We start from the raw sequence: 12878 nt of genomic DNA, 5'->3' as shown, positions 1-12878 counted from the left end.
ACCTGCCCAGCGGACCCAGACTTCCTCGCCCCCGCCATCCGCCGGTCGGCCGCAGCCCCCCGGCCGGTGGCGGGGGTTTCGCCTCCTTCAGTGAGGAAGTAGCCCGTGAAGAGCACAGCCCTGCGCACTGTCGCAGTCGGTTGCGTGCTGACGGTCGCCGCCACAGCGGTGGTCGCCATGGAGGTGCCGGCAACCGAAGCCAAAGCCGATCCACCGGTCGATCCGAGGGCCGCCGCGGTGCGGACAGCCGACCGCTTGGTCCAGGGCCGTGCCGCCGAAGTGCTGGCCGGCCCAGGCGACCAGTTCATCCGCCAGCAGGACATCAGTACGCCGTGGGGCCTGCAGTACGTCGCCCAGCACCGAACGCTCGAAGATCAAGGCCTATCTGAACTTCACGAAGGTTCAGGGTCGGGTGACCTCGATCTGGAACTCGTGCACCCAGTTGTCCGGGTTGTCCGGGTCGAAGGCGAGGCAGACCTCGCGGGCGTAGCCGACGCTGCGGTAGCCGCCGTCATCGATCCAGCGGGCCAGCAGCTGCATACTCTGGTCCGCTTGGTCCATGGAGCCCTGGTGGACGATAGTGGCGGCCGTCCGAAGCTCCGGCAGATCGAGCACCTGGTAGTCGGCGCCGCCCTGCTCGGCCGCGTCGACGGTGACAGCGGCGTGTACGACGACCGCGTCGCCCTCGGCCTTCTCGTAGTAGGCAACCGGCGGCCCGGCCGGTTTCACCCCGGCGGCGTTGATCCGCTCCCAGACCTGCGCGTACAGGGGCTGGATGACCGGACCGATGTCCACCCCCTCATAGCTGGCGGCGGTGGCGGACAGCTCGGCGACCCGGATCGCCGGGACCGACTTCAGGACGACGTCGTCCGTTGACATGTGACCCTCCCTCTCGATGATTCGGAGCCGCGCCTCGACGGCGTCCAGCCGCAGCGCGTCATCGGCCAGCCGCGCCTCGAGCTCGGCCCGGCGGAGGCGGAGCATGCCGCGCAGCTCCTCCGGGCCGATCTTGGCGTCGACGATGTCCTGGACCTGCTGCAGGGTGAAGCCCAGATCCTTGAGCGCGATGATCCGGTTGAGCCGCTTCAGTTGGTCGGCGCGGTAGTACCGGTAGCCGCTGGTGCTGTCGATGACGGCCGGCCGTAGCAACCCGATCGCGTCGTAGTGCCGCAGCATCCGTGCCGACACCCGGCCGAAGGCGGCGAAGTCTCCGATGGTGAACATGGCTCTACGGTGGGCCTTGACACGGTGTGAAGGTCAACTCCGGGGGGAGCAGGACGACCTTGCCGACCGTTTCGCGGTGCTCGAGGGCGCGGTGGGCGTCGGGGGCCTTCGAGAGGGGAAACCGAGTCAGCAGGGGAGTCCAGCGGCCTTCGATCGACTCCCGGAGCGCCGTGGCTTCCAGTTCACGGAGTCTGCGCATCAGCTTCGGGCCGATCGCCCAGGTCGCGCTGAGGCCGCGGTTCATCAGGTCCTGGGTGGTCAACTGCACAGGACCGCCGCCCGACCAGCCGAACATCAGCAGCCTGCCACCGATGCCCAGCAACTCGAACGCGCGTTGCCCGTTCTCCCCGCCCACTCCATCGAGTACTACGGTCACGTCCCGCCCGTCGAGCTGTTCCTTGACCTGCTCCGGCCAGTCCGTCGCCTTGTAGTCCACCGCGTACTGCGCGCCGAGGTCCCGCACCTGCTGGACCTTCTCAGGCCCTCCGGCGACTCCGACCACGACCGCCCCGACGTTGCGGGCCGCCTGCACGAAGAGGCTGCCCATGCCTCCCGCGGCGGCCGTGATCAGTACTACGTCGTCCTTGCCGAGCGCGGCCTGCTCCAGTACGCCGGCGGCGGTTCTGCCGGTACCGATAGTGGCTACGGCGGTCGCGCCATCCAGGTGGTCGGGGATCACGTAAAGGGACTTTACGTTCGCCACGGCCAGTTCGGCGTACCCGCCGGGTACAGGGCCTAGGTGCACGACCACCCGCTTGCCGATCCAGGTCTCGTCGACCTCTGGTCCGACGGCGTCGACGGTGCCTGCCACCTCCCGGCCTGGGATGGTCGGAAGCTCCGGCGGTGCGACCGGCCCGCCACCTGCCGTCCCGGCCCGCAGCGCGGTGTCCAGCAGGTGCACGCCGGCCGCCTCCACGCTGATTCGGACCTGTCCGGCGCTCGGAACTGGGTCCGGGACCTCCTCATAGACGAGATTCTCAGCCGGACCGAACTCGTGCAGCCGTACGGCGTACATCAGACCTCCTGGCGTCTCCATTGGTCTCGCCACGCTAGGACCTCAACAGAACTCGAGGTCAACTATCCCCACTTTCTTACGTTGTGTACTAAAGTGCGCACCGGGAGGGAATGACCGTGGCGAAGATCCTCAAGGGTGCGACCGCTCAGGAGACACACAGTGCCATCCTGGACCTGATCCGCTCCAGCGGCGTGGTGACACGCGTGGACCTGGCCGACCGCTCGGGTCTGACCGGTGCCTCGATCTCCCGGGTGGTCAAGCAGTTGCTGGCCGACGGGCTGATCATCGAGACCGGCCTGGGCGACCCCACCGGGGGTAAACGCGCCACCCTGCTGCAGTTCAACCCCCGCGCCAGGCACGCCGTCGGGATCTCCATCGACACGCCGAGTACGACGTACGTGGTCACCGACATGAACGGCCGCGTGATCGAGCAACTGTCGTCCAAGGGGATCGGGCGGGACACCCCGGGGACCGTGGTGAAGCGGCTGACGGCTGAGCTCGAGGATCTGATCGTCAAGACCGGGATCGAGCCTGCCACGCTGGTCGGCGTGGGGGTCGCGCTGGCCGGCCGGCAGGGCGGGGGAGACCGCTTGCTGCGGGCGAACCGGGCGAAGTACGCGTGGGAGCCGTTCGCGGTCCGGGACACGTTGAGCGCGGCGATCGACCACCCGATCGTGGTGGAGAACGACTCGACCTGCGCGGCGATCGGCGAGTTCTGGGCCGGTCGGATCCCGTCGGCCAACGACTTCGCCACGGTGTACATGGCGGCCGGGTTCGGGCTGGGCCTGGTCACGAACGGCGATGTGTACCGCGGCTCGTCCTCGAACGTCGGAGAGATCGGCCACATGATCCTGGACGTGAACGGGCCGGACTGCTGGTGCGGTGGCCGCGGCTGTTTGGAGAGCCTGGCCGCGCCGGCGCGGGTGGTCGAACTGGCCGAGCAGGACGTGTCGTTGGTGAGCGACCTGGGGCTGCGGGGGAGGCGCTCCGCGATCCGCTCGGACTTCGCCAAGCTCGCGCGGCTGGCGGCTTCCGGAGATCCTCGGTGCCTGGCGTTGATCGAGGAGTCGGCGACGTACCTGGCGAAGGCGCTGCTGTCGATCACGAACCTGCTGGACCTCGACCAGATCATTCTCGCCGGGCCCGGTTTCAGCGAGGCGGGCGAGATCTACGCCCGCGTCGCCACCACCGAGATCAACCGCCTGTCGTTCGTCCGCGCCATGCACCCCACCCGCGTAGAACTCTCCAAACTGGGCCCCAGCGCCGCTGCCCTCGGTGCCGCCTCCCTAGTCCTCCACAGCCAGCTAACCCCTCACCAAACCTCCAACCGCGCCCTGAGCGGATAGCTCGCGCCGGGGCTGACAGCCGACCCCCACCACACCTGCGGTGTTCCCGACCCTCCCGCGGGTCAGGTGGTGAGGTAGTCGCGGAGCCAGTGGCCGCTGTGTTTGATGGTTCTGGCTTGGGTCTGGTAGTCGACGTGGACCAGGCCGAAGCGGCGGCTGTAGCCGAAGGACCATTCGAAGTTGTCCATCAAGGTCCAGGCGAAGTAGCCCTTCAGCGGTAGACCGCCGGAAATCACCTGCTGGCAGACGTTGATGTGTTGTTCGAGGTAGCTCCGGCGTTCGGTGTCCTCGATCTGGCCGTCCGCGGTCACCTCATCCGGATAGGCGGCGCCATTCTCCGTGACGTAGAGGGGCAGGTCGGGAGCGAGGTCGTTGACCATCCGCAGGACATCGCCGAGGCTGCTGGGCTGGATCGGCCAGCCCATCTGGGTGCGTTCGAGACCGGTGTCGACGGCAACGAGGTTCTCGCTTCCCGGCAGCGTGCTGGGCTTGCCGGGATCCGTGATCGGACCGTCCGGCGCGGCGACCGTCTGCGGGCAGTAGTAGTTCACCCCGAGGAAGTCCATCGGTGTCGAGATCACCGGCAGATCCGCGTCGTACTGCGCGAACCAGTCCGTCATCCCGGTGTCCTCGAGCACGTCCGACGGATACTTCCCGAGCAGCAGCGGATCGAGGAACAACCGGTTCCGCAGCCCGTCTGCCCGCCGCGCGGCATCGCGATCCGCCTCGGACGACGACGCGGCGTACACGGGTGCCGGGTTCAGCGCGATCCCGATCGACGTCTCCGGTGAGCGCAGAGCCCGAAGCGCCAGCCCGTGCCCGAGCAGCAGGTGATGAACGGCTTTCAGCGCGGAAGCACCCTCGGTCCGTCCCGGTGCGTGTTCGGCGTTCCCATACCCCAGGAACGCCGAACACCACGGCTCGTTCAGCGTCATCCAGTTCTTGATCACGTCCGACAGCGCGGCGTGCGTGATCGCCGCATAGTCCCGGAACCGCTCGGCGGTGTCGCGCACGAGCCACCCGCCGGCGTCCTCCAGCGGCTGCGGCAGATCCCAGTGATAGAGCGTCGCGTACGGCGTGACGCCATGCTCCAGGCACGTCTCGGCCAAGCGGCGGTAGAAGTCGAGCCCGGCGGGATTGGTGGCTCCGTCACCCGTCGGGATCACCCGCGGCCAGGCGATGGAGAAGCGGTACGCCGTGAGCCCGAGCGAGGCGAGCAGCCTGATGTCCTCGGCGTACCGGTGGTAGTGGTCGTCCGCGACATCGCCGGTCGAGCCGTCCGCGATCCGGCCCGGCGTATGGGCGAAGGTGTCCCAGATGCTCGGCCCGCGGCCGTCCTCGGAGACCGCTCCCTCGACCTGGTACGACGCTGTCGCCGCGCCCCAGACGAATCCGTCGGGGAAGTTCGTCATCGTGGTTCCTCCAGCCAGTACCGCGGGTCGGGCATCAGTTCGGCCAGCCGGTCCAGGAGTTCGGCCGGGATCTCGGTCTCCAGCGAGGCGACCAGTTGGTCCACCCGGGCGGGCTTGCTGAAGCCGATCACCGTCGCGCTGATCCGTGGGTCGTTCACCGAGTGCTGCAGCGCGGCGGTGACCAGGTCGATGCCGTGGTCGCGGCACGCCTTGTCCATCGCCGCGACGGCTTCGAGCAGGGCGGCCGGCGCTTCCCGGTAGCCGTACTTGGCCAGGCCGCCGGACGGGTTCGCCAGGATGCCGCCGCCGTAGATCGCGGCGTTCACCACCGCGATCCCCTCGGAGACCGCTCTCTCGATCAGGGCACCGGCGCTGTGGTCGACCAGGCTCCAGCGGTTGTGCACCAGGACGACCTCGAAGCCGCCGAGGTCCAGGTACCGGGACAGCTCGGCGGTGTTGCCGCCGGCCAGGCCGACATGCCCGATCTCACCCTCGTCGCGCAGTCGCATCAACGTGTCGACGGCGTCCCGCATCGAGTCGAAGTCGTGGAACTCGGGATCGTGCAGGTAGACCAGGGGCAACTGGTCGAGGCCGAGCCGCTGCTTGCTCTCGGCAACACTGGCCCGGACCCGCGCACCGGAGTAGTCCTTGCCGTCAGCATCCACCTTCGTCGCGACCAGGAAGTCGTCCGGCAGGCCGCCGTGCTCGGCGAGCGCCTGCCCGATCCGGAGCTCGCTCTCGCCGTCGCCGTACCCGTTCGACGTGTCGATCCAGCGCAGCGGGCTGTCCAGCACCTGCCGGACCACCGCGACCGCCTCTTCGCGGCTGACGTCGTAGCCGAAGACCTCCGGCATCCCGGCGAGCAGCGCTCCTCCCGCGCAGACCGCGGACACGGTCAGCCCGGTGGAACCCAGCGGCCGGAGCCAGTCGTCGGTAGAAGGACTCGTCATGCGCCCCCCTTGTGATGAGCTGCTCCGTGAACAGCCTGATGATCGGCTTGCTGCCGCGGCGCTGCGGCGCTCATACGGTAGGTCCGACCGAGAAGGCGAAGCCGTCCGGGTCGACGTACACGGTCGTCCCGTCGGGGGCGGTCGCCTCGGTCAGGTCCGGCGGCGGGTCACCGGCGAGTTCGGCGTACGCGAAGCCGGCGACGTCGAGTTGCGGGGCGCGGGAGCTCTTCTCGTGCTCGTAGGTGAACACTTCGAGCACGGTGTCGCCGGACTTGAGATAGCCGATACGGAAGCCGCGCGGGTCGTGCGGCTGCTCGATGGTGCCGATGAAGGAGAAGCCGAAGTTGTCCCGGTAGTACGCGTCGGTGGCGGCCCGGTCCTCGACGGTGACGGCGACATGGTCGAACCGCGGCCGCGGCGGTACTCCGAGAGCGCGCTCTCGCGCGACCCCCTCGGCGTCGAGCATCTCGGCGTACTGCAGGTCACCCTGGATCATCTCCAGCAGGGTGCCGTCGGGGTCGTAGAAGAAGCAGATCCGGACCTTGCCCTCGGCATCGAGCGGGTCGAGCTTGAACTCGACGCCGGCGGCCTTCAGTACCTCGGCCCGCTCGTCCAGCCGGTCGACCTTGAAGCCGAGGTGCCGGAACCCCTTCTGCAGGTCGTCGCCCACCCAGGTGCTCTGCTCGCGCCCGGCCTCGACCGCGCGCAGTTCGATCGTCGCCGTCACCGCGTCCAGCACGGCGCGTTCGGCCGTGGCCTCGCCGATCAGCTCGACCTCGAGGAACTTGGCGTAGTACTCGACCGAGCGCTGCACATCGGTGCAGTTGACGACGACGTTGGTGATCGGCATTGATGCTCCTTCTTCGAGGGGGAAAGGTCAGCTCTTGACGGCGCCGAGCATCATCCCGGCGACGAACTGCCGCTGCATCCGGACGTAGACCACGACGACCGGGATGACGGACAGGGTGAGGCCGGCGGTCAGCGCCGGCCAGTCGGTGGAGTACTGGCCCATCAGGCTGAAGAGAACGGGCTGCAGCGGCAACGAGTCGGTGGTACGCAGGACGGTGTTCGCGATCAGGAACTCGTTCCAGGTCTGCAGGAACTGGAAGATCACCACGGTCGCGATCCCCGGCCGGGTGAGCGGCAGGATGACGCGGCGGAAGATGGTGAACTCGCTGCCGCCGTCGACCCGGGCGGCCTCGATCAGCTCGTCGGGCAGGGTCTGGAAGAACGCCCGCATCAGGAACATCGCGAACGGCGCCGACCCCGAGATGTACAGGACCAGCAGCCCCACCTGGGTGTCGAGCAACCCGAACGCCTTGAGCTGCAGATAGAGCGGGATGATCAGCGCCGTCGACGGCATCATCAGCGTGGTCAGCAGCAGCACGAAGAGCGTGTTGCGGAACGGGAAGTCGAGTTTCGCGAACGCGTAGCCGCTGAGGGTGGCGAAGATCAGTACGCCGATCACCGTCACCGAGGTGATCCAGACGCTGTTCCAGAAGTGCAGCGGGAACTGGATCGACGTCCACGCGGTGCGGTAGCCGGCGAGGGTGAACGTGTCCGGGAAGAACGACCCGCCGAAGATCGTGTTCGCCTCCCGCAGCGACGTGAGCAGCATCCAGACGAACGGGAACGCCATCAGGACGCAGAACGGCAGCAGCACGAAGGTGGCGAAGCTCTTGCCCAGCGGGAACCTCATCGATCCGCCCTCCTGGTCAGCCACAGTTGGGCGATCACCGCGATCGTGCAGAGCACCATCGTCACGACACTGAACGCGCTCGCGTAGCCGAGTTGCGGGATCGACCCGGACGTCGAGCCGAAGGCCAGCGAGTACAGATAGGTCCCCAGTACTTCGCTGCCGTGGTTGGGCCCGCCGCCGGTCATCACGAAGATGATGTCGAAGGCCTTGAACCCGTTCAGCAGGCCGAGACTGACCACCAGGCCGGTGACCACCCGCAGGCTCGGCACGGTCACGTTCCAGAACTGCTGGGTCTTGCTCGCGCCGTCCACCTCAGCGGCCTCGTACAGGCTCGGGTCGATGCCCTGGACACCGGCGAAGAAGATCAGCATGGTGAAACCGAGCCCGCCCCAGATGCTCACCACGATGATCGCCGGCAACACCGTCCGCTGGTCGGCCAGCCACGGATGCTGCAGCGACTCGAGCCCGATCGAGCCGAGCACCTGGTTGAGCGTGCCGATGTTCGGGTCGTAGATCAACTTCCAGAGCACGCCGGAGACGACGAACGAGACGATGCCGGGAATGAACAGGATCGTCCGCACCACGACGCCGACATGTTTCCAGACCGCGTTCACCAGGACGGCGGTGAGCAGGCCGAGGAAGGTCAGCACCACGGTCGTGACGGCGGTGTAGACCAGCGTCACGATCATCGCCCGGCGGGCCACCGGGTCGCCGAGCATCCGGGTGTAGTTGTCGAGGGCCACGAACCGCGGACTGCCGAAGCCGCCCCACGAGGTCAGGCTCAGGTACGCGGTGTAGACGATCGGCCACAGGACGAACCCGAGGAACAGCACGAAGGTCGGCAGTACGAACAGGTAGCCCGCCACCCGCTGCGACTTCCGCAGCGGCGACCCGAACCGGTTCCTTCCCGACCCCGTACTGCGGGTCGCCGGCCCGGGCGCGCTGGGACGTGCGGTCAGAGTGGTCGCCATTTAGCCGCCCTTCGCGTTCAGCACGGCCTGCTGCATCTCCTTCGCGACGGCGGCGGGCCGGCCGGTGCCGTCGAAGATCTTCGACAGCGGATCGCCGGCCGCGACCGAGCCGGCCCCGAACGGGATGTGCGGGCAGCCGTCGCCGTCGAGCAGCCAGGACGTCATCTGCTTCATCACCGGCAGTTCGATCCGGCCGGCGGCGCTCTTGGTGGCCGGCATCGAGTTCGAGTCGTTCATGGTGGGGGAGTACTGGTCGGCGGAGTACAGGAACTTGAGGAACTCCAGCGCGGCGTCCTTGTTCTTGCTCGTCTCCGAGACCGCCCAGCCGGCGCCGGCCTGGTTCGCGCACCAGTGCCGCTTGCCCGCCGCGATGGCCGGCGTCTTCATCACCTTGTACTTCTTCGCGAACGCCGGGGGAGCGTCCTTGGACAGGCCCTGCGGCGTCCACGAGCCGTTGAACAGCATCGCGGACTTCTCGGTGTAGAAGATCTGCGGGACCTGGTCGCCGCTGGTGCCGGTGGTGCCCGGCTGGAAGACGCCGCCCTTGACGATCTTCTGGTTCAGCTCGAGCGCCTGGACCACGGTCTGGTCCTCATAGGTCAGACCGTCCTTGAGTTGGTCCAGCTTGAGGTAGAAGGTCGGGTCGTCGGCGACCTGGGTAACCAGCGGCAGGAAGAAGTCCAGCGAACTGGTCGTCGGGTTGCAGCTGAGCGCCACCGGGTGCTTGCCGATCGCCCGGATCTTGGCGGCGGCCGCGATCAGGTCGTCCCAGGTCTCGATCTCGTCCTCGCCGACGCCGGCCTGCTTCAGCAGGTCCGGGTTGTAGAACAGGCCGAAGGTCTGCGCCATCCAGCCGACCGCGTACTGCTTGCCGTCCAGCGTGTACTCCTGGTTGGCCGAGTCGAAGAAGTCCTTCAGGAAGTCGTCGCCGAGATCCTTCTTCAGGTCGGCCGAGACACCGCCGGTGCCGTAGGTGAGCGCTCGCGTGTGCGGCGCGAAGATCTCCGGCACGTCGCCGCCCGCGACCGCCGCCTGCAGCGCCGGCAGGTACTGGTCGGGGGTGCCGAAGATCCGGTTCTCGATCTTGATGTTGCTGTGCGCCGCCTCGAACTTCTCGATCAGTTTCGGGAACTGATCCTCCTGGTCGCCGTACCAGGACCACATCCGGACGACGGCCTTGCCACCGCTGGTGGTGCCGCCCCCGCTGTCGCTGCCGCCGCAGCCCGCGAGGGCCGGGCCGAGCCCGAGGGCGGCCGCGCCGCCGAGCGCTCCCTTCAGCAGACTGCGCCGTCGAAACGGTGTGGTGGACAGGGTTGGGACTTGCCGATCACCCATGCTGACTCCTCGGTCATTCCAGCCGGCTGTGGACCCCGATACCAACTTCCTAACTGAAAGTAAGAAAGCGGTCAAGGTCACGGCGTTGTTTCCCGGCTGTTTCCAACCGCTGTCCCATCCCTTGGCCCTGAAGGGGTGCGTCGGCTCGTAGGGTGTGGGGGTGCCGATTCGTCTGAGCGAGCGCCGGCCGGAGGTGAGTCCGGATCGGCTGTTGTCCGAGTGCGTGCCGCCGCCGCGGTTCGCCGACGTACGGTTCGGCAACTATCGGCCCAACCCGGACGAGCCGAGCCAGGCGGAGATCCTGGGTGTGCTCGGCGACCGGGCGGAGGTTCTCGCCGAACCGCGCAAGGAGCCCACGCTGTGGTCCAGGCTCAGGGGTTCCAAGTCGCGTGGTTCCAGGTCGCGTGGTTCCAGGTCGCGGCCTGAACTGGAGAAGGCGGGGATCTACCTCGACGGCGGCTTCGGGGTCGGGAAGACGCACCTGCTGGCTTCGTTGTGGCATGTCTCGGCCGGGCCGAAGATGTACTGCACGTTCGTGGAGTTGACGAACCTGGTCGGCGCTCTGGGGATGCGGCCGGCCGTCGCGGCGCTGTCGGAGTACCGGTTGATCTGTATCGACGAGTTCGAACTGGACGATCCCGGCGACACCGTGCTGATCTCGCGACTGCTCGGGCAACTCGTCGAAGCCGGCGTACAGCTCGCGGCGACCTCGAACACGCTGCCGGACAAGCTCGGCGAGGGCAGGTTCCAGGCGACGGACTTCCTCCGCGAGATCCAGGGCCTCGCGTCGAACTTCGACGTACGCCGGATCGATGGGCCCGACTACCGGCATCGAGGGCTCCCAGTAGCTCCTGAGCCGTGGACCGACGAGCAGGTCGAGCAGGTGGCAGCCGAGCGTGCCGGAGCCTCCTGCGACCACTTCGTCGACCTCTATCGGCAACTCGCCGAGCTGCACCCGAGCAAGTACGGCGCTCTGCTCGACGGGGTGGAGACCGTGGGCATCCAGGACATCCGGCTGCTCACCGACGAGAACGTCGCGCTCCGGCTGGTGGTGCTCGCTGACCGGATGTACGACCGGAACATCCCGCTCGTGGCGAGCGGCGTACCGCTCGATCAGATGTTCTCCCCGGAGATGCTGAAGGGCGGCTACCGGAAGAAGTACCTGCGCGCCGTCTCCCGCCTGATCGCGCTGGCCCGCGAAGGAGCGACACAGCCGAACTGAGTGGTCCTACTCACGCGGACCGGCGTTTGGACGTGGTTCGCTGACTCCATGTCCATCCAAGAGCATCGGACGGTAGTCGGGTCCCTCGCGCTGTTCGCCGCGGGGCTGGGCCTGCTGGGCGCTGGGAACTTCGTCTACTTCAGCTATGCCGAGGGACGCGGGAGTGAGCAGTGGATCCTCCCCCTGGGGTACGCCGCGGCCGCGCTCGGGGTCGCCGGCGTCGTGGTCGCCTGGCAGGACCGCACGGCTCGACTGTTGCTCGCCGCGGCCCTTGTGGTGCTGGACGTGATTCTGGTGTGGCAGGTGGCGACGAACCTCGACTTCCGGTTCGTCTGGGAGGCGGGCGAGGGCGAACTCGTCTACCTGCAGGTGGTGCTCGGACTGATCGCGCTGACCTTGATCGCGACTGCGCTCCAACCCGCGCGGACACAGGAGGCCGGACCGAAGGGCACGCCCGGTGCCGGCCGGTGGATGGTGCGCGCTGTCGCCTACCTGGGCGCCACCCTGCTCACGGCGTACGTGGTCGCCATGGCCGGCATCGCCCATCACGAGGACGACTGCGCCGGCTACGACGGTGACTGCTTCGCGGCGCTGGCCGGCCTGGTCTGGGGCGTGATCGCGGTACCGGTCTGCCTGCTCCTGGTGCTCGTGATCGAACTGGTGCTGTGGCGCCGCCGGAAGGCAGCACGCGCGGTGAATGATCCGGTCTGACGCGAACATGAGGCAGGATGAGCGGATGGCGAAGAAGAAGAGTTCCGGGGTGGATCAGGGCGGCGCCACCAGGTTGCTGGACGCGTTGCGGGTGCCGTCGGGTCCGGTGGACCTGAAGGCCTGGGACAGCCGCGCGACGCCAGGGTTCAACGGCACCAAGGAGGAGGGCAAGATCGCCCTCGAAGCGCTCGAGCCAGAGGTCTCCGACTGGCAGGAACGGCTGTTCGCCGAGGGGCGCAAGGGCGGCAACCGCAGGGTTCTGCTGGTCCTGCAGGGGATGGACACGTCCGGCAAGGGCGGCGTCATCCGGCATGGCGCCGGGCTGATGGATCCCCAAGGTCTGCGGATCACCTCGTTCAAGGCGCCGACGCCGGCCGAGCGGCGCCGCGGCTTCCTCTGGCGGATCCGGCAGGCGCTGCCGGGGCCGGGCCTGATCGGGATCTTCGACCGCTCGCACTACGAGGACGTACTGATCGCCCGGGTCCGCAACCTGGTCGCGCCGCCGGTCTGGAATCGCCGCTACGAGCAGATCAACGAGTTCGAGGAAGAGTTGGCCGAGAGCGGCATCACGGTGGTGAAGTGCTTCCTGCACATCTCGCCGGAGGAGCAGAAGCTCCGTCTCGAGGCGAGACTCGACGACGCGACCAAGCACTGGAAGTACAACCCCGGTGATGTCGACGAGCGTGAGCTCTGGCCTGCCTACACCGAGGCGTACGAGGCCGCGCTGGAGAAGTGCAACGGCGAGAAGACGCCCTGGTACGTGATTCCCAGCGACCGCAAGTGGTACCGCAACTGGGCCGTCACGACGCTCCTCCTGGAAACGCTGAAGGACCTCAACCCCGAGTGGCCGGAGGCCGACTTCGACGTAGCAGCCGAGAAGGGCCGCCTCGCCGCCACCTGAGCCACCGAGCCGCCTGAGCCGCCTGAGCTGCCTGAGCTGGCTCAGCAGTCTCAGTCGCCTGAGCCATAGACAGCACGAAGCCCCGGCCGACG

Annotated in this window: 12 protein-coding genes; 4 read left to right on the top strand and 8 right to left on the bottom strand. The window is 67.8% G+C overall.

Going from position 1 to position 12878, the window contains the following annotated elements:
- Positions 1–402: 402 nt before the first annotated feature.
- Both ABD255_RS13455 and ABD255_RS13450 read right to left on the bottom strand, forming a co-directional pair.
- Positions 403–1224 carry a MerR family transcriptional regulator gene (locus tag ABD255_RS13455; protein WP_344213507.1) on the bottom strand — a complete coding sequence of 274 codons (822 nt, stop codon included), beginning with the start codon at positions 1222–1224 and terminating at the stop codon, positions 403–405.
- A 4-nt stretch (positions 1225–1228) separates the two neighbouring features.
- On the bottom strand, positions 1229–2239 hold the full coding sequence (locus ABD255_RS13450; protein ID WP_344213505.1) for a zinc-binding dehydrogenase: 1011 nt from the start codon (positions 2237–2239) through the stop codon (positions 1229–1231).
- 116 nt (positions 2240–2355) lie between these two features.
- On the opposite strand from ABD255_RS13450, the gene ABD255_RS13445 reads away from it, so the two are divergent.
- Positions 2356–3585, top strand: a complete 1230-nt coding sequence (locus ABD255_RS13445; protein ID WP_344213503.1) for an ROK family transcriptional regulator — start codon at positions 2356–2358, stop codon at positions 3583–3585.
- A 62-nt stretch (positions 3586–3647) separates the two neighbouring features.
- On the opposite strand, the gene ABD255_RS13440 is transcribed toward ABD255_RS13445, so the two are convergent.
- The 6 genes from ABD255_RS13440 to ABD255_RS13415 all read right to left on the bottom strand — a co-directional run bounded on the left by ABD255_RS13440 (position 3648) and on the right by ABD255_RS13415 (position 9952).
- Positions 3648–4997: a GH1 family beta-glucosidase gene (locus ABD255_RS13440; RefSeq protein ID WP_344213501.1), complete on the bottom strand. Its 1350-nt coding sequence runs from the start codon at positions 4995–4997 to the stop codon at positions 3648–3650.
- Positions 4994–5947, bottom strand: a complete 954-nt coding sequence (locus tag ABD255_RS13435; RefSeq protein ID WP_344213499.1) for an aldo/keto reductase — start codon at positions 5945–5947, stop codon at positions 4994–4996. The genes ABD255_RS13440 and ABD255_RS13435 overlap by 4 nt, the downstream gene beginning before the upstream one ends.
- 70 nt (positions 5948–6017) lie before the next feature.
- Positions 6018–6797: a VOC family protein gene (locus tag ABD255_RS13430; RefSeq protein ID WP_344213497.1), complete on the bottom strand. Its 780-nt coding sequence runs from the start codon at positions 6795–6797 to the stop codon at positions 6018–6020.
- Positions 6798–6824: 27 nt separating this feature from the next.
- Positions 6825–7646, bottom strand: a complete 822-nt coding sequence (locus ABD255_RS13425) for a carbohydrate ABC transporter permease (protein ID WP_344213495.1) — start codon at positions 7644–7646, stop codon at positions 6825–6827.
- Positions 7643–8617 carry a carbohydrate ABC transporter permease gene (locus ABD255_RS13420; protein ID WP_344213493.1) on the bottom strand — a complete coding sequence of 325 codons (975 nt, stop codon included), beginning with the start codon at positions 8615–8617 and terminating at the stop codon, positions 7643–7645. The genes ABD255_RS13425 and ABD255_RS13420 overlap by 4 nt, the downstream gene beginning before the upstream one ends.
- Positions 8618–9952: an ABC transporter substrate-binding protein gene (locus ABD255_RS13415; protein WP_344213491.1), complete on the bottom strand. Its 1335-nt coding sequence runs from the start codon at positions 9950–9952 to the stop codon at positions 8618–8620.
- A gap of 160 nt (positions 9953–10112) precedes the next feature.
- On the opposite strand from ABD255_RS13415, the gene zapE reads away from it, so the two are divergent.
- From zapE to ABD255_RS13400, 3 genes are read left to right on the top strand one after another with little or no spacing between them, the layout of a single operon-like run.
- On the top strand, positions 10113–11174 hold the full coding sequence (gene zapE, locus ABD255_RS13410) for a cell division protein ZapE (protein WP_344213489.1): 1062 nt from the start codon (positions 10113–10115) through the stop codon (positions 11172–11174).
- 48 nt (positions 11175–11222) lie between these two features.
- Positions 11223–11885, top strand: coding sequence for a hypothetical protein (locus tag ABD255_RS13405; protein WP_344213487.1), 663 nt, complete (start codon positions 11223–11225; stop codon positions 11883–11885).
- A 25-nt stretch (positions 11886–11910) separates the two neighbouring features.
- A complete protein-coding gene (locus ABD255_RS13400; RefSeq protein WP_344213485.1) occupies positions 11911–12786 on the top strand; it encodes a PPK2 family polyphosphate kinase in 876 nt (291 codons plus the stop codon).
- Positions 12787–12878: the final 92 nt, after the last annotated feature.

Source organism: Kribbella sancticallisti (assembly GCF_039530625.1).
GTDB lineage: Bacteria > Actinomycetota > Actinomycetes > Propionibacteriales > Kribbellaceae > Kribbella > Kribbella sancticallisti.
This window is presented reverse-complemented; position numbering and strand designations above follow the sequence as displayed.